Origin of the sequence: Kitasatospora sp. NPDC057198 (assembly GCF_042670125.1) — a bacterium.
Lineage (GTDB): Bacteria > Actinomycetota > Actinomycetes > Streptomycetales > Streptomycetaceae > Kitasatospora.
On record NZ_JBHUWH010000068.1, the window covers coordinates 1 to 24,653 of the forward strand.

Consider the following 24,653-nt stretch of genomic DNA (forward strand, 5'->3'; position numbering starts at 1 on the left):
ATCATGACACTCACCACCGACAAGTCGCTCCGCCCATCCCGGAGAGCGGGATTTCGTGACTCAGCGTCACCATTCACAGAAGTTGGACCAGAACCCGTGAAGTAGCAGCGTTTGGTCAGCGGTTTGGGCAGCAGTTGGCGATCTTGAAGACTGCGGATGTTCACGAGAAATGGCGGCACTCGACGGTGACGGCCCTTAGCCTGGTGGGCGGAGGGCCGTCGGCTGCAGCTTGTCGCTTGAACTTCATGTTGATCAAGCCATGTGCGAGGGTGGTGGCCATGCCTCAGCTTGGTCGCCGTCTCCGTTCCCTCAGCGTCACGTTCGGGCTTGCCCCGACTGGTTTTGCTGCGTGCCGGGAAACGGATGACCCGGTTCTGGAGCATGCCCTGGCGGATGTGGCAACTCTCTGTGGCATCCCTCGGCGGCAGGTGACGATCTATCGGCACCTGTTCGTCGCGGGGAAGTGGCCCGGAAGATGTTCGGGCTGCCGGGCGAAGGCGATCGGGCCCTGAGGTTGGTGGGGCAGGACCGGGCGCATACAGGGCATACGGGAAAACACCGCCGACAAAAGCGAGCGGCAGCAGGGCGGTGTCGATGCCCAGCGAAGGGACGCGGAGCCGGATCGGGACGGCTCTCGGCAGGCCCCGGAGAGGCGGAAGGGAAGGGGGAAAGGGACGGAGGCCGGCACCACTCCCCCACCGCCCCGTCCGGTCGTCCGGCGGGCCGGACAGTCGGTGGGCCGGACGGTCAGCGGGCCTGGCGGTCGGCCTTCTGCCGGATGCGGGCGAGCGGACGCGGACGCGGGCGGGAGCCGGAGGCGGCGGTGCGGGACGCGGTACCGCCGGGGGCGGCGCTGCGGGCGGGGCCGTCGGGCATGGTGAAGGCGTAGAGGCCCGCGGCGACAGCGACGACGGCCAGGACGAAGTAGCTGAGCTGGTAGGAGGACAGCGGCGGCTGGACACTCCCGCCACCGCCACCGCCACCACCGGCCCCGGCACCGGCACCGAGGACCAGGACCGAGGTGACGACAGCCGGCGCAAGAGCACTGCCCGCCTGCCGGACAACGGTGTTGAGGGTGGCGGCGTGGGCCACGTCGGCGCGGTCGACAGTACTGAACGAGGCGATGGTGGTGGGGATGAAGACCGCGCCCATGGCCAGACCGAGCAGGAACATGTACCCGCGCAGGGCCCACAGACTGGTACCCGCATCGGCTGTCGCGAACAGCAGCATCACACCGGCGACACCGAACAGGCCCGTACCGATGATCAGGCGCGGACCGACCCGGTGGTAGACCGCGCCCACCACCTGCATGGTCACCAGGACGCCGAACGCCTCCGTGAAGGTGGTGGTGCCGCTGTCCAGAGCCGAGCCGCCCCGCGCCTCCTGGATGAAAACCGGCCCGAGGAACATCGCACCCAGCATCGGCACATAACCGACCAGGCTGACCAGGTTCGTGTCCCGGAAGAGCCGGTCGCGAAACAGGCGCAGCCGCAGGACCGGTTCGGGGGTGCGCAGTTGCTGCCGGACCGCGACAACGAGCAGCACGGCGCCGGCGGCGAGCGCGCCCAGCACCCGGGGGCGCCCCCAGCCGAGGTCCGGGCCGGCGCAGACGCCGTACATCACGGTGGCGGTGGCGGCACCGCACAGCAGCAGGCCCGGCAGGTCGAGGCGGCCGGCGGCGTGGTCGCGGTGCTCGGCGAGGAAGAGGGCGCCGAACAGCACCGCGGCGGCACCGAAGGGGACGTTCACGTAGAACACCCAGCGCCAGGACAGACCCGTGACAAGCAGCCCCCCGAGCAGCGGGGCGATGGCCGGAGCGATCTGCTGCGGTATGACCATCAACCGGGAGAGCCGGACCTGCTCCGCCTGGCTGAAGGTACGAAAGAGCAGGGCCTGCGAAGTAGGCATGAGCAGACCGGCCGCAAAACCCTGCAGGGCCCGGGCCCCGACCAGAGCAGTCAGATTCGGCGCAGCACCGCACAGACCGCTGGCGGCGGTGAACACCGCCAGCGACAGCAGCAGGGTGCGGCGGCCGCCGTGGCGTTCGATCAGCCACGCGGAGGCCGGGATCATCATGGACAGGCAGACCGGGTAGACCACCACGACCCCGGTAAGGGCGGCCGGGGCCAGATCGAACTGCCGGGCGATGCTGGGGAGGGCGACGGTGGTGATGGCGCCGTCGACGATGCAGATGAAGGTGGTCAGGACAGCCATGATGGGCACGACACGGCGCTGGCCCAGGCGGGTGCTCATAGAAGCTGAGCATACTCACTATGATTGTGCTCAGGAAACCTGCGGGGCCACGGAACCCGGACTCCGGGAACCGGACTCCGGGAGCCGGCGCACCCGAAGCGGATGGAGAAGGCACGGCATGGCAGAGGAAGCGGGAGCGCGGCAGCGGTTCGGCAGCAGCGACGCCCTGGTGGACGAACTGTTCGCCACCACCCACCGGTTGCGCACCTTCGTGGACGGCAGGCTGCGCGAGCACGGCGCCTCGGTGGCCCGGCTGCGGACCCTGCGCGTGCTGGCCCTGGCGGGCGAGCCGCTGCGCATGCGCGACCTCGCCGAACACGTGGGCAACGCCCCCCGCACCACGACCACCATCGTCGACAGCCTCGAGCGCGACGGGCTGGTCGAACGCGTCCGGCACCCCTCGGACCGGCGCGCGTTCCTACTGACCCTCACCGAGGAGGGAACGCGCTGCCACCGGGAGGCGGAGGAACTGGACCGGGCCGCCCTCGCCGCGGCCACCGGCGCACTGAGCAGCGCCGAACGCGAGCAACTGCGCGCACTGCTGGGACGCATCCGCACCGCGGTGGACCCCGAGGGCGCCACGGACCCGGAGCACCGCAACAGCGACAGCAGCAGCGGCAATGGCGGCGACAGCGACAGCGACTGAACCGGCCCCGCTGGAACAACAGGCGCGATACACACCGGAGCGGGCCGCGGGGCGCCGCCTGGGAGCGGCGCTCCTAGGGCAGGCTCTCCGCTCCCCCGCCGCCGGGCGGGCGGCCATGCTCGGAGCAAGCCGCCAGGGGGCGGCCGCTACGAGCGGGAGGTGCACGTCGGATGAAGGAATCCGTGGAGGAGCCGGCAGAGGGGCCCGTGCGGGAGTCGGTGCTGGAGGTGCCCGGCGCACGGCTGCACCATTTCGTCCGCGGGACGGGCCCGGTGCTGCTGCTGGTCGCCGGAGGGCACGGGGACGCGGGGGTGACCGACGCGCTGGCCGGACGGCTGGCCGACCGGTACACCGTCGTCACCTACGACCGCCGCGGGCTGTCGGGCAGCACCGTGGACGAGCCGGGGCGGACGACGGTGGCCGTGCACGCCGAGGACGTGTCGCGGCTGCTGGCAGCGGTCACCGGGGAGCCCGCCCTGGTCTTCGGCAGCAGTCTCGGCGGGCTGATCGCGCTGGAGTTCGCACTCCGGCACCCCACACAGGCCCGCGCGGTCGTCGCGCACGAGCCGGCGGCCGTCCACTTGCTGCCGGAGCCGGAACGGGCCGCCGCCCTGCGGGACCTGCTGGGCGCCCAGGAGGCGTTCGAGGCGCGGGGGGTGGACGCCGCGCTGCGCAGGTTCGCGCAGTTCGCAGGCATCGACCCGGCCGATCGCGAGCCCGACGCCCCGGCACGGGCCCGGGGGCCGGAACAGGTGCGCAACGCGGAGTTCCTGCTGCGGCACGACATCGCATCGCTCCGGGAGCACCGGTTCGACCCGGCCGCACTGAAGGCGTCGGGCGTGCAGGCGGTGGCCGGCGTCGGCGCGAACTCGGGCCCCGCCTGGCCGCACCGGTGCGGCGAGTTGCTCGCCGCGGAGCTGGGCACCGGCTGTCCGGTCTTCCCGGGCGGGCACAACGGGTACGCCTCCCGTCCGCGCGGAACGGCGCAGCGGCTGCACGAGGTGCTCACCTCACTGGAGGGCGGGACAGGGTGAGGGATGGAGGGGTGAGAGGTGGAGGGGTGAGGGGTGAGGGGTGGAGGGATGGAGGGGGCGGGGCCGAAGTGGCGGAGGCCGTACGGCGACAGTTTGATGACGAAACGATAATCGCGCGACTCGGGTGCCGGTCGGGTGATACTCATACGCGGTGATCATGCGTACTACCCGGCCTGTCCGCCGGGCGCTCCCCGCCGCCGCACTGGCCGTCCTGCTCACCGCCTGCGGCGGTACCCCCCACAACTCCGCTGCCCCGCCCACCGGTTCGGCGAGCCCTTCGGCCTCGCCGAGCCCGTCCCCGAAGCCCACCGGTGCCGACGATCCCGCGCTGAAGGGGTTCTACACCCAGCAGGTCGCCTGGGCGCCCTGCGCGGACGACCCGAAGACCGAGAAGATCGACGAGTCCGCGCTCCAGTGCGGCCGTCTGAAGGTGCCGCTGGACTACGCGGACCCGGCCGGCGAGGGCATCGAGGTCGCGCTCTCCCGCAAGCCCGCGACCGGTGCCGACCGGCTCGGCTCGCTGCTGCTCAACCCGGGCGGTCCGGGCGGCTCCGGTATCGAGCAACTCCAGTACAGCGGCGACTCGTTCAAGGACCTGAACGCCCGTTACGACCTGGTCGGCTTCGACCCGCGCGGGGTCGGCGCGAGCACCGCCGTGCACTGCATGGACGACGCCGCGCACGACACCTGGGCGCTGTCCGACGACCGTGCGGACGACCGGGGCAAGGCGTACGCGGACGCCTGCGCGGCCAACTCCGGCAAGCTGCTCCCGCACGTCGGGACGGCGGACGCCGCCCGTGACCTGGACGTGCTGCGCGGTGCCCTCGGCGACCAGAAGCTCAACTACCTGGGCTTCTCCTACGGCACCTACCTGGGCTCCAGCTACGCCGAGCAGTTCCCCGACCGCACCGGCCGGCTCGTCCTGGACGGCGCCGTCGACCCGACCGCGGACCAACTCGACCTGCTGGTCCAGCAGTTCGCGGGCTTCGAGAAGTCGCTGAAGGCGTTCGCCGCGGACTGCACCAAGCAGGAGCAGTGCAGCCTCGGCAAGGACCCGGACAAGGCGGCGCAGAAGCTCGCCTCCTTCCTGGACGGCCTGCGCGAGCACCCGCTGAAGGTCGGCAAGGACCGCGAGCTCACCGCGGCGGCGGGGTGGAACGGCACGCTGAGCATGCTCTACGGCGGCCAGAAGTCGTGGGAGTACCTGCGCAACGCGATCGGCTGGGCGATGGTCCGCGACAAGGGCGACTACCTGCTCGCCATGGCGGACGACTACAACGGCCGTGACGCGAACGGCCACTACACCAACATGTTCGACGCCTACACCGCGATCCACTGCGACGACCCGGGCGCGGAGACGCCGAGCGCCGAGCGCTTGCAGGCCGCGCTGGCCGAGGCCCACCAGCAGGCCCCGCTGGTGGCCGCGCACTTCACCGAGGCGAACCTCTTCGACCCGGACTGCCGCTCCTGGCCGTACCACTCGACCGAGCAGCCGCACGTCGTCAAGGCGACCGGCAGCGCGCCGATCCTGGTGGTCGGCTCGACCGGCGACCCGGCCACCCCGTACGCCTGGTCGGAGAAGCTGGCCTCCGGCTTCGCCAACGCCACCCTGCTGACCCGGGACGGCGACGGCCACACCGCGTACGGCAAGAGCAGCTGCATCCGGGACGCCGTGAACGGCTTCCTGGTCAACGGCGCCATGCCGGCCGCGGGCACCCACTGCCCCACCGGCTGACGCGCTGGCGGTCCGTCACCGCGCGGTGCGGACGGGCCCCGTCGGGACGCTTCCCGGCGGGGCCCGTCCGTCGTCCGGACCGGGGTGGTCAGAGCAGGCGGGCGAGCAGGATCCGGCCGCCCTCGTAGACTCCGCCGTCGATGGCGACGACCCGGCCCCCGGCGTAGCGCAGGGCTTCCCGGACGTGCTGCGGGGGGATGCCGAAGTGCTTGACCAGGGTGCTGTGGCCGTGGACGAGGACGCTGCCGCCGAGGGTGTCCAGGACGCGGGCGACGGGGTCGTGCGGGTGGCCGGCCCGGGCGCCCCGGAAGGCGCCGCGGGAGCTCATCAGACGGCTGAACTCCAGCCAGGCCGCCGGGCGTTCGTCGGCGAGGGCCCGGGCGGCGGCGGCGTTGACGGCGCCGACGCTGCTGCCGAGTTCGAGGTACTGGGTGGTGTCGGAGTGGACCAGCAGGTGGTCCTCGACCAGGGCCGCGGCGGGCAGGGCGGTGAGCCAGTCGAGGTGGGAGGGGGTCAGCCGGCGCAGGTCCTCCTCCTGGCCGCCGAAGCGGGACCAGCCGCCGTGGAACCCGCCGGGCTGGTCCCAGCCGGGGACGGGGGCGGTGCCGAAGCGGTGGGCGGCGAGCAGTTGCACCTCGTGGTTGCCGAGCAGGGCGCCGACCCGGCCGCCGGCGTCGCGGGCCTGGGCGGCGAGGCGGCGGATGTCCTCGATGACGCCGATGCCGTCGGGACCGCGGTCGACGTAGTCGCCGAGCATCCAGAGCCGGGCCCGGCCGCCGCACCAGTGGCCGTCGGCGTCGGCGAGGCCGGCGCCGCGCAGTGCGTCCAGGAACTCCGCACGGTGGCCGTGGACGTCGGCCGCGGCGTACAGCGGGGCAGGTGAAGGGGACACGGCGGGACGCTATCAGGGTGCGGGCGGGGCCGGTGGTACGGGCGGGGGCGGTGTTCCGGTACGGGCACACCGGCCGCACGCCGTCTTCACGCCCGGCGGGCCCGGCGCGGCCCGCCGTCCGCCGACAGCCCGCCCGCCCGTCCGTCGTCCGCCGGCTCGCTCGCCGCCGGGCTGTTGGCGGGCTGTTGGCAGGCTGCTGATGGACTACTGACGGGCTGTTGACGGGCTTTACGTGTTCATGGATAGTCTCACGCGCGGGAGCGCCCCGCGGTGAGGAGGGGTGGCGGGATGGGAGTCCACGGGGTGGCGACGGCCGGTGCGCGGCAGGCGGAGGTGGATCCGCTGCTGGCCGACCGGGTCGTCGAAGCGCTGCTGATGGTCGGTCTGCCGGTCGCGCACGGCGGGCACGGGCCCGGTGTCCACCTGCTCGCCACCGGCAGCGACGGTGCCGCCGGTGCCGCGGTCGGCTCCGATCCGGAGCGGTGGCCGCTGACGCTGCGCTGGCTGTGCTCGGCCCGGCTGGAGGACGCCGCGGCGGCCGGGGGCGACGGTCCGTGGCCCCGGACCCGGCAGGTGGTGGCGGACAGTCTGGAGACGGCGCTCGCCGAACTCCTGCCCTCCCTCGGCCTGAGGGCCACCAGGGCCACCGCGGCCGGGCCGACCCTGGTCGGCCCTGGAGAGGGCCCGGCGGATGGCGCGGGGCAGGAGGACCGGGCGGACGGGGAGGACGGGGAGGGCGGGAAGCCAGGTGCGGCCGGAGGGTCCGGGGAGGCCGTGGGGGCCCTGGAGGCGCTTCCGGCGGAGGCCGTCGCGGCCGTCCGCCGCAGCGCGGCCCTGGCGGGACTGCCGCTCGCCCGGCACGCCCGTGCGGCCGGTGTCGCGCTGGCGGCCTGCGCACCCCTCCCGACAGCCCCGGACGCGGCACCGGCACCGGCACCGGTCGTCGATGTCGCCTGGCGCTCCTCGTCGCAGTTGCCCGGCACGCCGCCCGTGGCGACGGCCGTCCGGGAGGCGATGCACCATGCGGTGGGCACCGCGCTGGCCGCCTGCGGGCTGCGCACCTCCTGGCACCGGCCGCCGGACGGCGCCCCGCACCTGCACGCGGCCGGCCCGCGGGCGTGAGCACGGGCCCGGCCGGGAAGAGGACCGCTCCGTCCGGCCGGGCCCCCGGTGCAACGGTGCCTGCCCGGGGATGAGGACGGCGCTGCCTCGGGTGCCGGACACCGCCGGGGCGCCCGCGCCGTTGGGCGTCGGTGTTGTCCGGTGGCCGCGCTCCGGGTCAGTTCGATCCTGCCGGGTCCGGGCCGGGCGGGGGTACGCCGGACCGGTCGGCGCGGCGGGTGCCCGGATGTCGCCGGAGGCGGGCCGTACGCCTCGGACTCGGGCAACTGTGCTGCGGTCGGGCGGAGTTGGCGGACACCTGGACGCGCAGCCGACGGGCGGTGGCAGAGGCGGAGGCGGGCACAGCGGCGGTGTTGCCGCTCGCCGGGGCGGAGGCGTACGGCCGCCGGTGGAGCCGGGGACGGCCGGCGTCTCGCTGCGGGCGCCCGGCCGGAGCACTACGGCAGTGGCCCGCATCGAGGGTGCGGGCCCTCATCACGCTCATTCGCTCGGGGAACCGCGCAAGGGTCGCGTCGGGTCCTTGCGGGCTCTCCGCCGGGGCTTCTCAGCGCGCCCTCAGACGGGGCTCATCGCCGGTCAAGACGGGCGGCCGAGCATCGTCCGCATGACAGCACCACCCGAATCACGGACCTCCTCCCGCCGGCAGGAACGTCGCACCAGGCGGATCAGGCGGGCGGTGGTCGTGGCGGTGCTGCTCTCGGCGCTGGGTTCGTGGCTGGTGGTCTCCCGTCCGACGACCGGCGTCCCGGCGAACGCGGCGGCCTCCGCCACGGCCCCGGCGGACGGCGCGACGGCGACGGCGACGGCCAACAGCACGGAGGACACGGCGAAGGACACGGCGGAGGACACGGCGGGCGAGACGACGGGCAGTGACGGGGCGACCGCCGCGGACACCGCGCTCGCCGCGGCGGTCGGTGCCCTCGGCGGGCACTTCGCCGTCACGGTGGCCGATCCCGGTTCGGGGGCGTCCGCCGCCTGGGGCGACGACTCCTTCGTGACCGCCTCGATCGTCAAGGTCGACATCCTGGCCGCGCTGCTGCTGCAGAACGACGGCGTGCTGACCGGTGCGCAGAAGTCCGCGGCCGCGCTGATGATCGAGCGGAGCGACAACGCCGCGGCGACCACGCTGTTCGACGCGGTGGGCGGCGCGAGCGGACTGGACGCGGCGAACGCGGTCTTCGGGCTGACCGGGACGGTCGCCGGGACGGACGGCTTCTGGGGCCTGACCGAGACCACCGCGGCCGACCAGGCCCGGCTGCTGCGGGTGGTGTTCACCGAGGACTCGCCGCTGGGCTCCGCCTCCCGCGCCTACCTGGCGAAGCTGATGGGCCTGGTCGCGGACGATCAGGACTGGGGCGTCTCCGCGGCGGACCAGGGCGGCGCGGTGAAGCTGAAGAACGGCTGGCTGTCCCGGGACAGCACCGGGCTGTGGGTGGTCAACAGCATCGGCCAGGTCGAGTACGGCGGCCGGAGCCTGCTGGTGTCGGTGCTGAGCGACGGCTCGGCGAGCGAGGAGGCGGGCATCGCGCTGGTGGAGTCGGTGGCCTCGGCGGCGGTGCGGTCCTTCGCGGCCGCCGCCCAGGGGTAGGCAGGGCCGTCCGCCCAGGGGTCATCCCGTTCAGGGGGCCGTCCCGCTCGAGCGGGCGGCGGCTGCCCAGGGATCGTCCGGCTCAGGGGTCGTCAGGCTCAGGGGGCCGCGGCCGCGCGGGCGACCGCCCGCAGGTAGCGTTCGATCGCCAGGTGCTGGAGGGCGAGCGCGACGGGGCGGCCGAGCCGGGCGTACCAGGAGGCGAGCCGGGAGAAGGCGGTGACCTCGAACCAGACCTCGCCGTCGGCGTCCATGCTCACCGTGAAGGACTCCTCGCCGCACTCGGGGTGTCCGGGCAGGGTGCCGTAGGCGAAGCCGATCCGGTCGGGGGTCTCGACGGCCCAGACCACCCGGCAGGGGATGACCAGCCGGGGCAGGCGCAGCCCGGGTAGGCGGAGCCGGAGCAGGACGGTGGTTCCGGGGGTGGTGCGGGCCGCCGCCGGGTGGACGGCGAAGCCCGAGCCGAGTTGGGCGCCCCAGTCGAGGACGTACCGGCCCGCGCGCTCGAGGACGGCCCGGCCGTGGCCGAGGTGGACGCGGCGGCGCAGCCAGGCGTAGCCGGGCGGCAGGGCGGCGGCCGCGGTGGCGCCGACCTCGGGGTAGCTGGGCGCGGCGGCGGAGGCGGCGAGGTGGCGTCGGCGCAGGTCGTTCGACGGCATCCACCAGTTGTACGCCGCGCGGGGCCGGGGGGCCAGGGCCGGTGGCCGCCGCCGGGGCGTCCGGCCTGGTCGGGCGGTGCGGCTGTGGTGCACCTCACCCGCCGTCCCCTCCGGCCGTGGGCGCTGCCGCGCCGGCCGGAGGAGGGCGGGGTTGTCGGGGTCAGCCCTGGACGGAGGCCCAGAACTCCTCGAAGGAGAGCTTGCCGTCGCCGTTGGCGTCCTTGGCGTTGATGATCGCCTGGGCGACCGTCTCGGTGACGTGGTAGTCGCCGAGCTGGGCCATGACCGCCTTGTACTCGCGCGCGGTGACCCGCCCGTCGCCGTCGACGTCCAGGCGCGCGAATGCCGTCCGTGCCGCTTCGATGTCCGCCACCGGACCCACCCCTCTTCTTGCTGTTGCACCGGTACTGACGCCGTGTGTTCGGCGCGCGGGCCACAATAGCCGCAGTTCCGGGCGCACCGACAGGCCGGTCCCGGTCGGCGGGGCGGGTCGGGGCAGCAGGGCGGCGAGTTCGGCGAAGGCCGCGCGGACCGGGGCGGGGTTGTCGACCCAGGGGAAGTGTCCGGCGGCGGGGACGGTGCGGTGCAGGGTCCGCGGGCCGTGGAAGCCGGGGGCCCCGCGCCACAGGCCCTGGTCGACGACGTGGTCCTCCGCGCCGCCGAGGACGAGGGTGGGCGGCCCGTCGGGGCCGGGGGCCCAGCGGGCCCGGTAGGCGGCGTCGAAGTAGGTGTCGGCCCAGGCCACCGCCCGCTGGTTGTACGGGAGTCCGGCCAGCAGGCGGCGGCCGGCGGGCAGGGCGGCGGGGGTGAAGTTCCAGGGGGCGGCGGCCAGGGTGAGGGCGCGCAGGGTGGTGTCGTCGGGGTGGCGGCCGTACTGCTCGGCGGCGGTGTCGAGGCCGGGCAGGGGGTGGGCGGCGGCCCACCGGGCGAAGCTGTCGCGCCAGCCCGCGTGCGGGGCGCTGCTGACGAGGGCGAGGGCGGTGAGGCGCTCGGCGAGGGCGGGGACGGAGAGCAGGAACATCCCGCCGGTGGAGTGCCCGACCGCGGCGGGGCGGTCGACGGCGTCGGCGGCTTCGGCCAGCACGCCGGGCCAGCGCCCGTCGGGCGGCCCGGCGTCGCGGTGGGAGCCGTCGCCGGGGAGGTCGACCAGCCAGACGCTGCCGGGGAGTTCGGCGGTGCGGGCCAGGCCGAGCAGGGATTCGGAGCCGAGTCCCGGGCCGCCGGGGACGAGCAGCCAGTCCGGGCCGCCGGGGCCGGTGGCGATCCGGCGCATCCTGACGCCGGAGGCCGTCCGGTGCTCCTGCCGGTCCGCCGCCATCCCGTCCGCCCTCTCCTCGCGCACCCGTCCGGGCCGTACCGTACCGCCGCCCCGGCCCGACGGACCGTCCTCGCTGACGCCGCCGATCGGGCTGAGTTCCGCGATCCGCGATCCGCGATCCGCGGTTCGGCGCCGTCGGGGGTGTCGGGGGTGTCGGGTTCGGTGCGGTCGGCGGCTTCGGGGTTCCTTGTGCGCGTCATGGCGGCGACCCCAGGGGCGTCAAGAACCCGGCGGAAGTGGCCCGTTGCTCGGGCCCCGGCAGGACGGACGTCATGGCGCCGACCGGCGCGCGGATGGCTCCGCGCTCCCCCGGCGCGCGGTGGTCCGTGCGGTGTGCGACCGCGCGCTGCCGTAGCACGGTGCGCAGTGGAAAGGATCAGCCTCGCAGGTCGCGAGAGGTTCCAGGGAAGGGCACGGCCATGGCGAGCGAGTTCCAGCGGTACAAGCTGACCGGCATGTTCCAGGCGTTCGACGCGGACGGGAACGGCTACCTCGATCAGGAGGACTTCCGGGCGTTGGCGGACCGGTGGGGGCGGCTGCCCCGGGTGGCGGCGGATCCGGAGCTGGCGGCCCGGGTGGAGCGGGTAATGCTCGGCTGGTGGGACGCGCTGTACGAGGCGGCGGACACCAACGGCGACGGGCTGGTGGACATGGACGAGATCCTGGCCATGGTGGACCGGCTGCCCGAAATGCGGGAGGCGGTGACGACGACGGCGGACACCGTCTTCGAGGCGATCGACGAGAACGGCGACGGCCGGATCTCCCGGGAGGAGCACCGCCGCCTGGTGGAGGTGTGGAACGGGCGGCCGACCGACACCACCGGGGTGTTCGAGCTGGTCGACCTGGACGGCGACGGCTTCCTCTCCCGGGCGGAGTTCACCGAGCTGTGGGCGCAGTTCTGGATCAGCGCGGACCCGGCGGATCCGGGCAACCACCTGTGCGGGGCGCTGGCCCCGGCGGCGCGGCAGGGTGCCGCCGGGGTGTGACGCGGTCGCTCAGCGCTTGGAGATCTTGACGTCGCGGATGTTGACGGGCAGCGTCGGGAAGCCGTCGCCGGGGCCGTTCTGGTCGTCCTCGCCGCCGGCGGCGATCTTCTGCAGCACGTCGAGGCCGGAGGTGACCCGGCCGAAGGGGGTGTAGGCCGGGGAGAGCTTGGTGTCCTTCCAGACGATGAAGAACTGGCTGCCGTTGGTGTTCGGCCCGGCGTTGGCCATCGCGACGGTGCCGGCGGGGTAGGTGGCGCCTTCGAGGTTCTCGTCGGGGAAGGAGTAGCCGGGGCCGCCGCTGCCGGTGCCGGTGGGGTCGCCGCACTGCAGGACGTAGAGCCGCTGGGTGGTGAGGCGGTGGCAGTGGGTGCGGTCGAAGTAGTCGCGTTCGGCGAGGAAGCGGAAGGAGTAGGTGGTGCAGGGGGCCTTGTCGGTGAGGGCCTGGAAGGTGATCGCGCCCTGGCTGGTGCGGAGGGTGGCGCTGTAGGGCTTGGCGGCCTTCTTGGCGTCGAAGACCGGGATGCCCTTGAAGTTGTCGGCGGGCACGGCCGCGGTGTAGGTGCACCCGGCGGCCGTGCTCCCGGCCGTGCTTCCGGCGGCGTTCCCGGCCGATGGGGCGGCGGACGCCGTACCGGTGGTGGACAGGGCGAGCGACACCATGGCCAGGACGGTCAGTCCGGCGCTCCAGGTCGTGCGCTTCATTCGACGGCCTCCGCGAGTGGTAGAGGATCGGGCAACGGGCAGGGTTGGCAGGGACCTGCCCACTCTGTGCGCCCTTCGAACCTCGCCGCACCCTCGCCCCACCCTTCCCGCCGGCCCGCCGGGGCCCGCCGGACCCTCGCCGCTCCCCCGTCCCCGCACGCCACGCCCCCTGTCGCGCGGGTCCGCCCGGCGGCTCAGCAGTGGCGCTCCAGGTAGAGCAGGGTGAGCCCCTCCTCGGAGACGAACTCGTACGCCGCGTAGCTGATCCCCTCCTCGCCGGGAGCGGGTGCCGCGGTGGCCTCGGCCCAGGCGGCAGCGCGCTCCCCGGGGGCGAGGTGGTGCAGTTCCCAGGGGCCGCTGATCATCACGTCGGCGTCGCGGACCAGCCGGGCGGCCCGCCGGGGATCGAGACCGGTGCGGCCGCGGCGGCGCCAGTGGTAGCCGTGCGCGTCGGTGAACTCGCGGGAACTGCCGGGCCAGAGCCGTCCCGGGACGGGGGGTTCGGGCGCGGGCGGCAGGCCCGCGACGAAGGCGGCGAAGCCGGGCTGCTTCGGGGGGCGACGGGCCATCCGGGGTCTCTCCTCGGTCTCTCACCCCCGGCTCCGCCCCCTGCCGCCCCTCGGTTCCCGGTGTTTCGGCTCCGGAGCGGGCGGGCACGGGCGGCGCGGCGGATGCGGTCGGGCTGCCGGGACGCAGGGAATGAGCCGGGCGGCTGCGCGCGCACCGCGTTTTCGGCGGGTGCGCCGACGCCCCGTCAGCCCGGCTGGTGCGCCGACGCCTTGTCAGCCGAGCGGGCGTGCCGGCGCCCCGTCGGCCGGGCGGGTGCGCGGGGCCGACGGGGCGTGCGGGGCGTGCGGGGCGTCGGGCGGGGTCAGCTCTCGGGGAGTTGCCGCTTCAGCAGGAAGTTCCACCGGTCGGCGGTGTACTCGTTGACGGGGCCGACCACCTCCCAGCCCTCCTTGCCGAGTTGTTCGAGGTCTCCGACGGTGCGGCCGCCGGGCTGGGCGACGGCCCAGCGGTACTCCCAGCGCGGGGCGACGGTGGTGGTGGCGCCCGGTGCGGGGTCGGCGAGCGCGGCGGCGGTGGTGCCGACGGCGACCACGGCGGTCGCGGCGACGGTGGCGGCCAGCCGCAGGTGGCGCGGGCGGGCGGGCCGCCGCAGGGGTCGGTTCACGGTGCTCCCGTTCCCGGTCACTGGACGATGGTGATCTCGAAGGCGACCTGGGCCCGTTCGCCGACGGCGGCGGTGACCAGGTCGGGACCGGGCGCCCCGACGGCGCTCAGCGCGGGGGCGAGGGCGTACCCGTCGGCGTCGGTGACGGTGTCCGCGTCGTCGCCGCCGTCGGGGAACTTCAGGCCCGGCCCGGGGGTGGAGAAGTGGACGGTGGCGCCCGGCACGGGGTGGCGGTCGCCGTCGACGGCGCGCACCTTGAGCCGGACGGGCACCTGCTGCCCGGCGGGCACCAGCTGCTCGTCGCCGTCGACCGCCCACAGCCGTTGGACCCGCGCACCGGAATCGGCGACGGCGGGATCGGCGACGGCGGCGCGCCCGAGCGGGGCGTGCCCGGGTGAGGAGTGCGCGGGAGAGGGGTGCGCGGGCGAGGAGTGGGCCTGGGTGCCGGTGGCGGTGAGGACGGCGGCCGCGGCGAGGGCGGCGGCCGCGGCGGCGGCCCGGCGGCGGAGGGGGTTCATGCGGCTCCCGGGAGAAGGTCGGTTCAGCACGGGCGGAGTGACTTGAGCGCGTGGTTGTGGGCGTTGCCCGTGGCGGCGGGGGCCATCGCGGTGGTGGTGCCCGCGTAGTCCTTGCCGGGGTACCAGCAGTAGGCGACCGGCGAGTTGTTGACCCAGGCGGAGATGCCCTCGTCCCCGGTGAACCGGGAGCCGTCGGGGAGGTCGAGGCGTTCGGTGTCGGGGAGTTCGGTGCCGGGCAGCAGCGCGACGGCGGCGTAGTCGAAGTGCACGCCGTCGTAGAGGCAGACCCAGCCGACCGGGCAGTCGACGTGCCGGGCGGTGCGGCTGTCGCCGTTGAGGATGTGCACGCCGGGCGGGTTGCTGACGGCGGTGGCCCGGACGGGGGGCGTGGGGGCGGGGCTGGCCTGCGCGGGGACGGCCAGGACGGGGGCGGCGGCGAGCAGCAGGGCGGCCAGGGCGGGGGTAAGCGGGCGCGGGCGCATCGGGCGGGTCCTCACTTGGAGTCGGGGAGTGTCTCGGTCCACACGGCCTTGCCCTTGAGCGGGGCCTCTTCGGTGACCGGGCCGATGCGCTGGTAGCGCTGGGTCCGCTTGTCACAGTCGAGGATCCGCTCGTAGTAGCCGGTGACCTGGACGGATTCGATGCCGACGTAGCGGGTGTAGCCGACGCCGGGGCCGGCGACCAGCCGGATCTCGGTCTCCTTCTCGACCTCGTTGCTCCGGGTGACGGTGAACCCGTAGTTCGCGCCGAACCTGGTCTGCACGCCGGCGGAGAAGACCCCGAAGCTGGCGCCGGCCTCGGTGGTGACCTCGAAACCGAGGTCGACCTGGTGCGAGAAGGTCTTGGTCAGGCTCTCCTTGGTCCGCTCGGTCTGGTCGAGCGGTTCGGGGCCGTTGCGGTTGTCGAGGGTGAACTTGTCGGCGATCTCGCGCTTGAACGCCGGGTCCCCGACGGGCTCGAAGTGCCACTGGCCGTCGCACTCGACGGTGGGTTCCTGTGCGCGGGCGGGTGCGGCGGCCGGCGGGACGGCCAGCGGGGCGGCGGCGAGCAGCAGCGCGGCGAGGGTGCGCAGCGGGCGGGCGGCGGTCAGGAGTTCCACGGCGTCCCCAGGAGTTTGAGGTCGCCGGCCCGGTCGGGGCTGTCGGCGGTCCACCACACCTGGGCGTTGGAGCCCTTCGGGATGGCGAAGTCGGCGTACACCGATTCCTTGGACCTGATCTGCCGCCAGATGACGTCGCTGGTGCCCTTGAGGGTGTCGGCGCACTTCGCGGCGTCCACGGCGGGGGCCCGGCCGCCGTCGCAGTCGTAGACGACGAGGGAGAGGTCGGCGTAGGCGCGCCCGGTGTTGGTGAAGGTGAGGCGTCCGCCGGCGGCGGTCTCGCACCAGGTGACGGTGCCGCCGGTGACGGGGAGGGCGGGGCCGGCGGCGCCGGTGCAGACCGGTTCGGCGTCGCGGGCGGCGGGCGGCATCGCGGGGGTCGCCGGGCCGGGCGCGACGGCGGGGGCCGGGGCGGCGGCGGTCAGCGCGAGGACGCTCGCGAGGACGGCGAGGGCCGCCGGGAGGCGGCGGGGCCGGGGTGTACGGGGCATGGTTCTCCTGATCGGGTCCTGCTGCGGGTGGGACGCCCCTGGGACGGGACGGCCGCCGAAGCACTCGACGGTCACGCTCAGTCATCACCAGGGCGGCGTCCCGCCTATCGCTTCGTTGACGCACTGTCACCCGATCGGCGAGTCCGGGCTCGGCCCCGCCCGGCCCGGCCCGGGAAACCGCTTGTCCCGCGCTCCCCCGGTGCGGCGATACTCCTCACCATGAGCAGGAACGCCGAAGTGATCGTGTTGGCGCACTTCATGGACGAGGTGATGGCGCCGCTGTTGGAACGGGACGGCGAACGCGAGTGGAGCGGCGAGTTCGCCCACCTCGGCGGCACCTTCTACGGGTGGTTCGTCGAGTACGACCACGTCCGCCCGCGGTCGGGCCTGTTCCGGTACCTGGAGTCGCTGCCCTGGCCGCACCCCGAGAGCGTGCAGGTGCTGGCGCACGACGAGGAGGACGACTGCTTCGGGCTGTGGATGATCCAGGACGGCGTGCTGACCGAAGTCCCGCTGCCCAACCACCGGCGGCTGTACCCGCCGTGCCCGTCGGGCGAGGCGTGCCCGCCGAGCCCTGGCCTGCTGTGGCGGACCGCGACCCCAGTGCCCGACGGGTACCACACCTCGCCGCAGGACCCGCGCCGTCCCTGGTGAGGGCCTGGGAAGCTGCTGTCTTTCCGGGCGTGAGGGGCGTGCTTCCACCGATCAGGCACGGGATCGGCGGTCTCGGGAAGCGGCGGGGTGTGGAACCGCGGGGTGTGGAAGCGCGGGGTGTGGAAGCGCGACAACAGGGCCTCCTGGACAGCTCGTCGGCACAACCACCCTTCGGGCTGCCACGAGGCCCTGTTCCCGTGCACGGCAGGCGCCGCAGTCACCCGGTCGAGAGTCCGGTTCGACCGACGGTCCTCAAGGTCGGAACAACGGCCTTTCAAGGCGCAGGCATGTAATCCGGGGGGAGGCCGACTCCCGTGCCGGCGTGCAGCCGGGCCATGTCCTGGCGGTCCTTGTCCGTGGCTTCGTAGCCGAGGTGGCACTGCACCTGCGTTGCCGCGTCGACGCACGGGACCTGGCGCCCGCCGATGGTCCCGGTTGCCGGCGCTGGGTAGTGGAACCGTTCGCCGCCCGGGAGAAGCTGCTGTCCGCCTTCCCGGGAGGAGCCGGCGATGGGGTGCAGGTCGATCTCCCGGCCTGCACTGTCCGCGACGGCCAGCGCGGTGGGAAGCCGGTCCCGCAGGACCTTCGTGAACCCGGCTTCGACCAGCGCGTCCCGCACTACGCCGAGCTGGTCCGACAGAACGACCAGGTCGAGATCCGAATGGATCCGGGTGGTCTTCCCGATCAGGGCATCCACGCCCCAGCCGCCGTCCACCCACGCCACAGCCCCTGCGCCCTCGAGCAGGTCCAGCACTTCGAGTACATCGGATTCGTTCAGCACCGGGGCACTCTGGCAGCGCAGACGATCCGCCGCCACCGAGATACCCGGCGGTTCGGCACAGCCGGCCACCGGCTACTGCCCGGCTCCGACCAGCGCGCGTCCCGGCTCACCCGTTCGACCGGCAACCACCTCGAGCGGTACGGCAGCGGCTTCTAACGCCGCGTCAGGCGGCCGAGGGCGCTCCGGTGGTGGGCGCTGACCTCCGGGAGGGCGTCGAGCGGCACCCAGCGGTGGGCGTCGTGCTCGGTGAGCGTGACGGGGGTGCCGTCGGGGACGGTGGTGGTGTAGACGAACTGGCGGGCCCGGACTCCGCTGCGGCCGGTGAAGTCGGCGGCGTGCAGGTAGTCCAGGCGGAGGCCGGTGAGGCCGGTCTCCTCGGCGAGCTCGCGGGCCGCGCCGGCCCGCGGCGCCTCCCCGGGGTCGAGCGAGCCGCCGGGGATCTCCCACCAGCCGCCGAGGTAGTCGTCCGGCATCCGCCGGACCAGCAGGACGCGCCCGCTGCCGTCGAGGACGACCACCCCGCCCAGCAGCGCCTCGATGCCGTCGGCCCGCGCCTGCCGGACCAGCTCGCCGTGCTCCGCCTCCATGCGCCCGCTCCCCCGTCCGTCCGCCCGTTCCCCGGATGCTACCGACCCGCGCCGACAGGCCCTCGGCCGTGCCCGCCCGCCCATCCGGCCGTCCGCCCATCCGTCCGCCCGCCCGGCCGCCCGTCGCGGCGGAGGTGGGCGGGCACGGCGAGGACGCGGCGGTGGCCGCCGGTGGGACGGCGGGGGCGGTCGGGCTCGGCAAAGGTGTCGCCGATGCGCTGGTGGACGGCGTTGTCGGTGGCCTCGACCGTCAGCCGGCCGCCGGGGGCCGTGGTGGGTTTTCCGGAGCGCTGTGCGACCCTGGCGTCCGTGTTCGCGTACTGGCCCGCCGTCCGACGGCCGCACCCGCTCGACCTGCTGGCCGGCGGTCTGCTCGCCCTCGGCCTCCTCTTCCTCGCCACCGGACTGCTCCCGGCGGACTCCGCAGGGGCGGCCGGGCAGCGGATCGCTCCGCTGCTCGCCTTCCTGGCCTCGGTGATCGTGCTGGCCGAGCTGACCAGTGCCGCGGAGGTGTTCGACGTGCTCGCGGCCCGGGTGGCGCGGGCGGGCCGGGGCAGCTACCCGGTGCTGTTCCTGCTGTGCGTGGGATTCGCGGCGCTCACCACGGCCGTCCTCAACCTGGACACCACGGCGGTGCTGCTGACCCCCGTGATGCTGGCGCTCGCCTCCCGGGTGGGGATCGCGCCGCTCCCGCTGGCGATGACCACGGTCTGGCTGGCCAACACGGCGAGCCTGCTGCTGCCGGTCTCCAACCTGACCAACCTGCTGGCCGCCGACCGGGTGGCGCTCTCCAGCGCCGGGCTGGCCCGGGAGATGTGGGCGCCGCAGCTGACCGCGCTGCTCGCCACCATGGCCTGCCTGTGGGGGTTCTACTGGCGGCGCGGCCGGCGCGGCGCGGACCGCTACCTGCCGCCGGCCGTCCAGCGGCCGAAGGACCGGGTGCTGTTCCGGGTCTGCGCGCTGGCCTGCGCGGGGTTCCTGGTCTGCAGTCTGGTGGCCGCCGTCCCGCTGTGGGCGGCCTCGGGCGCGGCCGCCGCGGTGGCCGTCGCGGCCCACGCCGTCCGCCGCCCGGAGGCGCTGCGCGCCTCGCTGGTGCCCTGGCGGCTGCTGGTGATGGTGCCCGGGATGTTCCTGGTGGTGCAGACCGTGGACGCGCACGGCCTGCACCGGCTGCTCGCCTCCGCGATCGGCTCCGACGGCGGGACGCTGGGCCTGTTCCGGGCCTCGGCGGTCGGCGCGGGCCTGTCGAACCTGCTCAACAACCTGCCGGTCTACCTCGCCGGTGAGGGCGCCGTCCCGCCCGGCAACCACCAGCAGCTCCTCGCCCTGCTGATCGGCACCAACACCGGCCCGCTGATCGCCCCCTGGGCCTCGCTGGCCACCCTGCTCTGGTACGAGCGCTGCCGTTCCGCGGGCCTGCGGGTGCCGCTGCGCAGCGTGGCGGGCACCGGGGCCGTCCTCGCCGTCGGCGCCGTGACCCTGGCCACGGCGGCCCTCGCCCTGACGGGCAGCGCCTGAGCGCGGTCGGGCCGTCCTGCGGCGACTCGTCCCGGGCCTCGGTGTCGGCGAGGCCGGTCTCCGTGGCGGCCGGGTCGTCGAGGCCGTCGAGGCCGTCGAGGTCGTCGAGGTCGTCGAGGTTCGTCCGGCGCCGGAGGTGCACCGGGGCGCGGCAGGGGATGTCCGGCTCGGGGTGGGAGGGGGCTCTGTCGAAGGCGCGGTCCGGTTCCGCGTCCTCGGTGCCGGTCAGCACGGTGGTGCCGGCCACGGCGTTCCGGGCATCGCCGACGGCATTCGTATCGGGCTCGCGGGCCACCGCGGCGCGGTCCGGGCCCGTGCCGTTCCCGGCCTGGGCGGCCCGCCCGCCTGGCGCGTCGGGGCGGGCAGCCGCTTCCGGGCGCGCGGCGGGTCGGCAGCGTCGGAGCCCGGCACCCCCTCCGAACCTCCCTCCCCCTTCTCCCTCCCGGCTCCGCGCGTACGCCTCCGGTTCGTCCCGACCGCGACCGCCCTGCTGCCGTCCTGGTTGATCACCCGCCCGCACTGACCGCCCGCACTGACCGCCCGCACTGACCGGCCTGCCGCCGCGGCTTGTAGGCTCGCGGTGAACAGCTCTGATTTCTTGAAGGGGGAGCCCAGTGCGCGCCTGTCGGTGGATAACTGTGGTCGCTGGAGTCGTCGCGCTGAGCAGCCCGACGCTCGCGTACGCCCGCGGCGGGGGCGGCAGCCACGGGTTCAGTGGCGGGGGCAGCCACGGCAGCGGGGGCAGCCACGGGTCGTCCGGCCACGGGTTCGGCTTCGGCCACGGGTTCGGCTTCGGTTACGGGGCCGGCGGGGGCGGCGGGCTGCTCGCCCTGCTGATCATCGTGGCGATCGTCCTGCTGTTCCTGTGGCTCAGGTCCCGGCGCCGGAAGGCGGGCGAGGCCGCCGGTCTGAACACGGTGTCGGACCGCACGGCGCACCGCGCGGACGAGCAGGCGCGCGAGCGCGCCCTCCAGGTCGGGGCCCGGGTCGACGCCCTCGCCGAGACCGACGCGAGCTTCGACCGGGCCGCCCTGGAGAGCCGGGCCGTCTGGCTGTACACGACCGCCCAGCTGGCCTGGACCCGCAACGACCACGCCGTGCTGCAGCAGATCCTGTCCCCGGTGCTGTACGGCAAGTGGGCCGAGGAGCTGCGCGACTACGAGTCGCGCGGCGAGGTCAACGTCGTGGAGGTGCTCTCCGGCCCGGTGGTCGAGCTGGTCGACATCGCGAACCGCACGGGCGAGGTGAACGACACCGTCACCTTCCGGATCACCGCGACGCTCAACGACTACGTGCGCCGCAGCCAGGGCACGGACTCCGTGCGCAAGGACGGCTCGACCCGCCCGGTCGAGTACTGGACGCTGCGCAAGAACGAGGCCGGGGAGTGGATCGTCTCCTCGATCGAGCAGGCGGCCGAGGGCGCGCACCACCTGACCAACGCCATCGAGACGGACGGCTGGGACCAGAAGGAGGTCGCCCGCGCGGCGGTGCTGGAGGTGGCCGGGCGGACGGCGGTCAGGGGCGCGGGCGACATCCTGTCGCTGACCAACATCTCGTGGAGCGCGGACGCCGACGCCGCCGTCGGCGACCTGAGCGTGCTCGACGGCCGGTTCGACCGGGCGGTCCTGGAGGTCGCCGTCGAGCGGTTCCTCGAGGAGTGGGTCATGAACGACGGCAGCCTGGACTTCACCTCCGTGCGCACGGCCAACCGGACCGTCATGCGCGAGGCCGTCATCAAGTCGGTCACGGTGCGCTCGCTGGTCTCGCGCGAGCCGATCGTCTTCCGCGTCGCGGTCGACGCGGAGGGCGTCTACTACGAGGTCGACCGGCGCACCGAGCAGGTGCTCCGCGGCGACGCCCGCCGGCGCGGTCCGATCGCCCTCTCCTTCGACCTCCGGATGGACGACGCGTCGGCCGACACCTGGACCGTGGTCGCCACCAACGCGGGGTAGCCGGGGGCCGGGCGGCGGCCGCGGCCGCCGCACCCCCTAGGCTCGGCCCGTGAACGCCTTCGACGACCTCGTCCGCCTCGTCCCCCCGCCCCCGCGACCGCGGTGGGCGCAGGGGGACTGGGGCGCGGTGGCGGCGGAACTCGGCCTGGATCTGCCCGCCGACTTCAAGCGGCTGGTCGGGGCGTACGGGGCCCACCGGTTCGCCGACTTCCTGACGCCGCTCACGCCCTTCGGCGGGCCGGACCTGCTGGTCGGCCCGGCGAAGCGGCTGCTGGAGCAGGAGCGCGGCTTCCGGGCGAAGCACCCGGACGCCTGCCCGTACCCCTTCTACCCGGAGCCGGGCGGCCTGCTGCCGTGGGCGGGGACCGACAACGGGGACCGCGTGTGCTGGCTCACCGCCGGGCCGCCGGACGGGTGGACGGTGGTCTGCTGGAACCCGCGGGGCTGGTACTACGACGCGCACCCGGTGGGCGCCGTCGAGTTCCTGGCCGGCTGGCTGTCGGGGCGGATCAGCACCAGCGTCTTCCCCGACGCCGCCGAGTTCACGGAGGAGGACGAGGAGGACGAGTGGGACGAGGAGGACGAGGAGGACGAGGAGGAGTGACCCGGACGCCCTGGTCCTCCGGGTCGACCGGGGGGCCGGGGACCGGGGGGACCAGGGGCGTCCGCGCGGGCGCTACTCGGTGGTGGTGAACTCGGCCATCATCGCCATGTCCTCGTGCTCCAGGTTGTGGCAGTGCAGCAGGAAGCGTCCGGCGTAGTCGGTGAACCGGACGGCGACCTCGACGCCCTGGGCGGGCAGCACGTCGACGGTGTCCTTCCATCCGGCGTCGTTGGCGCCGGGTCCGCCGCCGGCCCGGCCGAGCACCTGGAACGGGTCGAGGTGCAGGTGGACGGGGTGGTGGAAGTCGGTGACGAAGCGCCAGACCTCGATCTGGCCGAGCCGGGGCGCGGCGAGCGAGCGGCCGGGCCGGTACTCCTCGCCGTTGATGGTCCAGTGCTGCTTGCCCTTCTGGAACACGAAGGTGCGGGTGTTGACGGCCTTGGCGGGGTCGAGCCGCTCGACGGTGGAGAGCTTCTCCGGGAGGCGGAAGCCGTCGCCGGCCGCGGAGCCGACCTCGAAGGCCATCACCTCCCCGATGGAGCCGTCGCCGAGCCGGTTCAGCAGCCGCACCCGCGTCCCGGCGGGGTAGCGGGAGAAGTCGACCAGCACGTCGCAGCGTTCGGCGGGTGCGAGGTCGACGCGGTCGTGCCGCAGCGGGCGCTCCAGCAGCCCGCCGTCGGAGCCGATCTGCACCAGCGCCCCGCCGCCGGACGGCTGCGGGTCCAGGGCCAGGCGCAGCCGCCGGGCGTTGGAGGCGTTGAGTAGTCGCAGCCGGTACCAGGCCCGGTCGACCCGGGCCAGCGGCCAGGGCGCGCCGTTGACCAGCATCACGTCGCCCAGCACGCCGTTCATGTAGGCGTCCCGGACGCCGGGGGCGCCGCCGGGGAGTTCGGGGTAGGCGAAGGAGCCGTCGGCGGCGAACGAGCGGTCGGCGATCATCAGCGGCAGTTCGCGCGGGCCCCGCGGCAGTCCGAGCGCGGTCTCCTCCTCGTCCCGGACCAGGTGGAAGCCGGCCAGGCCGCGGTAGACCTGCGGGCCGGTGAAGCCCATGGTGTGGTCGTGGTACCAGAGCGTGGCGGCGCGCTGCGCCATCGGGTAGGTGTACGCGCGCTGCGCCAGGACGGTGGCGCCCTCCATGCCCTCCATGCCCGGCATGTCCCCCATGCCGGCCATGTCGTGGTGCGCGGTGCCGACCAGGTCGAGCGGGTAGCCGTCGCTGTCGTGCGGGGTGTGGCCGCCGTGCAGGTGGACGGCGGTCGGGCGGGGCAGCTCGCTGCGGTGGGTGATGACGGTGCGCCGGCCGCTGCGGGACTCGACGGTCGGGCCGGGGAAGGTGCCCTGGTAGCCCCACACCTCGGTGTCGTGTCCGGGCAGCAGCCGGGCGGTGGCGCGGCGCGCGGTGATCTCGTAGTAGTCGGCGCCGGCGTCGCTGCGGACCGGCTCCAGCACGGCGGGGACGGGCAGTTCGGCGGTGTAGCGGGCGGGCAGCGGCAGGGCGCTGCGCAGCAGTCTGCCGGGTTCGCCGCCGGGCAGCAGCCGGTTCATCAGCGGCGGGAGGCCGGCGGCCGCGCCCAGTCCGAGGGCGGTGACGCCTCCGGCGCGCAGCAGTTGGCGTCTGGTCAGCCGGCCGCTCACTCGGCACCGGCCTCGGCGGTGGCGGCCGCGGTCGTGCTTCCGGCCTCGGCCTCGGCGGTGGCGGCCGCGGTCCTGGTTCCGGCCTTGGTCTTGAACGCCTCCACGGCGAACTTCTCCGCCATCACGAACACGCCCACGCCGAGCGGGACGTGCAGCAGCAGGATCCGCTCGTCGCCGAAGACGTACTGCACGTTGCACAGCAGGGTGAGCACTCCGTACTGGACGGCGGGGCCGGCCGGGCCGCGCGAGAGGCGCCACACCAGCAGGCCGGCCAGGAAGGCCAGGAAGGCGGTGGTCAGCAGCACCATCGCGGTCTGCTTGTGGGCGTCCAGCAGTGCGTAGTGGCCCTGCAGGAAGCCGCCGGCCAGGAACGGCATGACCAGGGCCAGCAGGGCGGTGAGGCCGGCCGTCACCCGGAGGGCGATCAGCGGCCAGCGGGGTGGTTCGCGGTACTCGGACATGGCATCCCCCATGGTCGAAACGGTGTTCGATCATACTGTTTGGAGACCACCAAGTCTGTTTATTTTTCAAGTAGTTTGAGCGGGCGTCAGCCCTCAGGAGCGTCCCACCGCCCACGGGGCACGGAAACGGCCGACGGCCGGGCGCCGCGCGGGGGCGGATCCGAGTGCGCGAGCGCTCGAGTCCCGCTCGAGTCCCGCTCGAGCACCACGCCCCGCCCCGACCGCCGAGCGGCCTGGCGGGCGG

General features: G+C 74.5%; 25 protein-coding genes and 1 pseudogene. 10 read left to right on the forward strand and 16 right to left on the reverse strand.

The features are described from left to right. Positions 1 to 747: 747 nt before the first annotated feature. Positions 748 to 2,214: a DHA2 family efflux MFS transporter permease subunit gene (locus ACFUEL_RS11305; RefSeq protein ID WP_380235848.1), complete on the reverse strand. Its 1,467-nt coding sequence runs from the start codon at positions 2,212 to 2,214 to the stop codon at positions 748 to 750. Positions 2,215 to 2,371: 157 nt separating this feature from the next. Here ACFUEL_RS11305 and ACFUEL_RS11310 point away from each other — a divergent pair, with 157 nt between their 5' ends. The 3 genes from ACFUEL_RS11310 (at position 2,372) to ACFUEL_RS11320 (ending at position 5,668) form a co-directional block, all read left to right on the forward strand. Then, positions 2,372 to 2,899 carry a MarR family winged helix-turn-helix transcriptional regulator gene (locus tag ACFUEL_RS11310; protein ID WP_380235849.1) on the forward strand — a complete coding sequence of 176 codons (528 nt, stop codon included), beginning with the start codon at positions 2,372 to 2,374 and terminating at the stop codon, positions 2,897 to 2,899. A 170-nt stretch (positions 2,900 to 3,069) separates the two neighbouring features. Next, the gene (locus ACFUEL_RS11315) at positions 3,070 to 3,933 is read left to right on the forward strand and encodes an alpha/beta fold hydrolase (protein WP_380235850.1); all 864 of its coding nucleotides are present in this window, start codon (positions 3,070 to 3,072) and stop codon (positions 3,931 to 3,933) included. 157 nt (positions 3,934 to 4,090) lie between these two features. Next, a complete protein-coding gene (locus ACFUEL_RS11320) occupies positions 4,091 to 5,668 on the forward strand; it encodes an alpha/beta hydrolase (protein WP_380235851.1) in 1,578 nt (525 codons plus the stop codon). A gap of 88 nt (positions 5,669 to 5,756) precedes the next feature. Here the strand turns inward: ACFUEL_RS11320 and ACFUEL_RS11325 are convergent, their stop codons facing one another. After that, positions 5,757 to 6,560 carry a metallophosphoesterase gene (locus ACFUEL_RS11325; protein WP_380235852.1) on the reverse strand — a complete coding sequence of 268 codons (804 nt, stop codon included), beginning with the start codon at positions 6,558 to 6,560 and terminating at the stop codon, positions 5,757 to 5,759. 288 nt (positions 6,561 to 6,848) lie between these two features. On the opposite strand from ACFUEL_RS11325, the gene ACFUEL_RS11330 reads away from it, so the two are divergent. Then, the gene (locus tag ACFUEL_RS11330) at positions 6,849 to 7,682 is read left to right on the forward strand and encodes a hypothetical protein (RefSeq protein WP_380235853.1); all 834 of its coding nucleotides are present in this window, start codon (positions 6,849 to 6,851) and stop codon (positions 7,680 to 7,682) included. A gap of 604 nt (positions 7,683 to 8,286) precedes the next feature. Further along, complete coding sequence (locus ACFUEL_RS11335) at positions 8,287 to 9,270, forward strand: serine hydrolase (protein ID WP_380235854.1); 984 nt, start codon at positions 8,287 to 8,289, stop codon at positions 9,268 to 9,270. 98 nt (positions 9,271 to 9,368) lie between these two features. Here ACFUEL_RS11335 and ACFUEL_RS11340 read toward each other — a convergent pair whose 3' ends face one another. The 3 genes and pseudogenes from ACFUEL_RS11340 to ACFUEL_RS11350 all read right to left on the reverse strand — a co-directional run. Continuing rightward, a complete protein-coding gene (locus ACFUEL_RS11340) occupies positions 9,369 to 9,929 on the reverse strand; it encodes a DUF1990 family protein (RefSeq protein WP_380235855.1) in 561 nt (186 codons plus the stop codon). A 160-nt stretch (positions 9,930 to 10,089) separates the two neighbouring features. Then, on the reverse strand, positions 10,090 to 10,302 hold the full coding sequence (locus tag ACFUEL_RS11345) for an EF-hand domain-containing protein (RefSeq protein ID WP_380235875.1): 213 nt from the start codon (positions 10,300 to 10,302) through the stop codon (positions 10,090 to 10,092). A gap of 162 nt (positions 10,303 to 10,464) precedes the next feature. Continuing rightward, positions 10,465 to 11,247 (reverse strand): annotated as a pseudogene (locus ACFUEL_RS11350) (alpha/beta fold hydrolase); the annotation flags it as partial. A gap of 419 nt (positions 11,248 to 11,666) precedes the next feature. Between ACFUEL_RS11350 and ACFUEL_RS11355 the strand changes: the two are divergent. After that, positions 11,667 to 12,233 carry an EF-hand domain-containing protein gene (locus ACFUEL_RS11355; RefSeq protein WP_380235856.1) on the forward strand — a complete coding sequence of 189 codons (567 nt, stop codon included), beginning with the start codon at positions 11,667 to 11,669 and terminating at the stop codon, positions 12,231 to 12,233. 9 nt (positions 12,234 to 12,242) lie between these two features. Here the strand turns inward: ACFUEL_RS11355 and ACFUEL_RS11360 are convergent, their stop codons facing one another. The 7 genes from ACFUEL_RS11360 to ACFUEL_RS11390 all read right to left on the reverse strand — a co-directional run bounded on the left by ACFUEL_RS11360 (position 12,243) and on the right by ACFUEL_RS11390 (position 16,217). After that, positions 12,243 to 12,935, reverse strand: coding sequence for a peptidylprolyl isomerase (locus tag ACFUEL_RS11360; RefSeq protein WP_380235857.1), 693 nt, complete (start codon positions 12,933 to 12,935; stop codon positions 12,243 to 12,245). Between the two features lie 194 nt (positions 12,936 to 13,129). Further along, positions 13,130 to 13,504, reverse strand: a complete 375-nt coding sequence (locus ACFUEL_RS11365) for a hypothetical protein (protein ID WP_380235858.1) — start codon at positions 13,502 to 13,504, stop codon at positions 13,130 to 13,132. Between the two features lie 302 nt (positions 13,505 to 13,806). Beyond that, the gene (locus tag ACFUEL_RS11370; RefSeq protein ID WP_380235859.1) at positions 13,807 to 14,109 is read right to left on the reverse strand and encodes a hypothetical protein; all 303 of its coding nucleotides are present in this window, start codon (positions 14,107 to 14,109) and stop codon (positions 13,807 to 13,809) included. A gap of 17 nt (positions 14,110 to 14,126) precedes the next feature. Further along, positions 14,127 to 14,627: a hypothetical protein gene (locus ACFUEL_RS11375; RefSeq protein WP_380235860.1), complete on the reverse strand. Its 501-nt coding sequence runs from the start codon at positions 14,625 to 14,627 to the stop codon at positions 14,127 to 14,129. A 23-nt stretch (positions 14,628 to 14,650) separates the two neighbouring features. Continuing rightward, entirely contained in the window at positions 14,651 to 15,109 is a 459-nt protein-coding gene (locus ACFUEL_RS11380) for a peptidase inhibitor family I36 protein (RefSeq protein ID WP_380235861.1), read from the reverse strand. Between the two features lie 11 nt (positions 15,110 to 15,120). Further along, entirely contained in the window at positions 15,121 to 15,726 is a 606-nt protein-coding gene (locus ACFUEL_RS11385; protein ID WP_380235862.1) for a hypothetical protein, read from the reverse strand. Further along, a complete protein-coding gene (locus ACFUEL_RS11390) occupies positions 15,714 to 16,217 on the reverse strand; it encodes a hypothetical protein (RefSeq protein WP_380235864.1) in 504 nt (167 codons plus the stop codon). The genes ACFUEL_RS11385 and ACFUEL_RS11390 overlap by 13 nt, the downstream gene beginning before the upstream one ends. 219 nt (positions 16,218 to 16,436) lie before the next feature. Between ACFUEL_RS11390 and ACFUEL_RS11395 the strand changes: the two genes are divergently transcribed. Continuing rightward, complete coding sequence (locus tag ACFUEL_RS11395) at positions 16,437 to 16,871, forward strand: hypothetical protein (protein ID WP_380235865.1); 435 nt, start codon at positions 16,437 to 16,439, stop codon at positions 16,869 to 16,871. A 274-nt stretch (positions 16,872 to 17,145) separates the two neighbouring features. Here ACFUEL_RS11395 and ACFUEL_RS11400 read toward each other — a convergent pair whose 3' ends face one another. Both ACFUEL_RS11400 and ACFUEL_RS11405 read right to left on the reverse strand, forming a co-directional pair. Then, entirely contained in the window at positions 17,146 to 17,652 is a 507-nt protein-coding gene (locus ACFUEL_RS11400) for a nucleotidyltransferase domain-containing protein (protein WP_380235867.1), read from the reverse strand. Between the two features lie 152 nt (positions 17,653 to 17,804). Beyond that, positions 17,805 to 18,239, reverse strand: a complete 435-nt coding sequence (locus ACFUEL_RS11405) for an NUDIX hydrolase (RefSeq protein ID WP_380235868.1) — start codon at positions 18,237 to 18,239, stop codon at positions 17,805 to 17,807. 309 nt (positions 18,240 to 18,548) lie between these two features. Here ACFUEL_RS11405 and ACFUEL_RS11410 point away from each other — a divergent pair, with 309 nt between their 5' ends. From ACFUEL_RS11410 to ACFUEL_RS11420, 3 genes are all read left to right on the forward strand, one after another. Beyond that, a complete protein-coding gene (locus tag ACFUEL_RS11410; protein ID WP_380235869.1) occupies positions 18,549 to 19,757 on the forward strand; it encodes an SLC13 family permease in 1,209 nt (402 codons plus the stop codon). 638 nt (positions 19,758 to 20,395) lie between these two features. Continuing rightward, positions 20,396 to 21,709, forward strand: coding sequence for a TIM44-like domain-containing protein (locus ACFUEL_RS11415; protein ID WP_380235870.1), 1,314 nt, complete (start codon positions 20,396 to 20,398; stop codon positions 21,707 to 21,709). A 49-nt stretch (positions 21,710 to 21,758) separates the two neighbouring features. Further along, positions 21,759 to 22,313 carry a hypothetical protein gene (locus ACFUEL_RS11420; protein WP_380235872.1) on the forward strand — a complete coding sequence of 185 codons (555 nt, stop codon included), beginning with the start codon at positions 21,759 to 21,761 and terminating at the stop codon, positions 22,311 to 22,313. A gap of 72 nt (positions 22,314 to 22,385) precedes the next feature. Here ACFUEL_RS11420 and ACFUEL_RS11425 read toward each other — a convergent pair whose 3' ends face one another. Beyond that, the gene (locus ACFUEL_RS11425; protein ID WP_380235873.1) at positions 22,386 to 23,948 is read right to left on the reverse strand and encodes a multicopper oxidase family protein; all 1,563 of its coding nucleotides are present in this window, start codon (positions 23,946 to 23,948) and stop codon (positions 22,386 to 22,388) included. Continuing rightward, on the reverse strand, positions 23,945 to 24,421 hold the full coding sequence (locus ACFUEL_RS11430) for a hypothetical protein (protein ID WP_380235874.1): 477 nt from the start codon (positions 24,419 to 24,421) through the stop codon (positions 23,945 to 23,947). The genes ACFUEL_RS11425 and ACFUEL_RS11430 overlap by 4 nt, the downstream gene beginning before the upstream one ends. Positions 24,422 to 24,653: the final 232 nt, after the last annotated feature.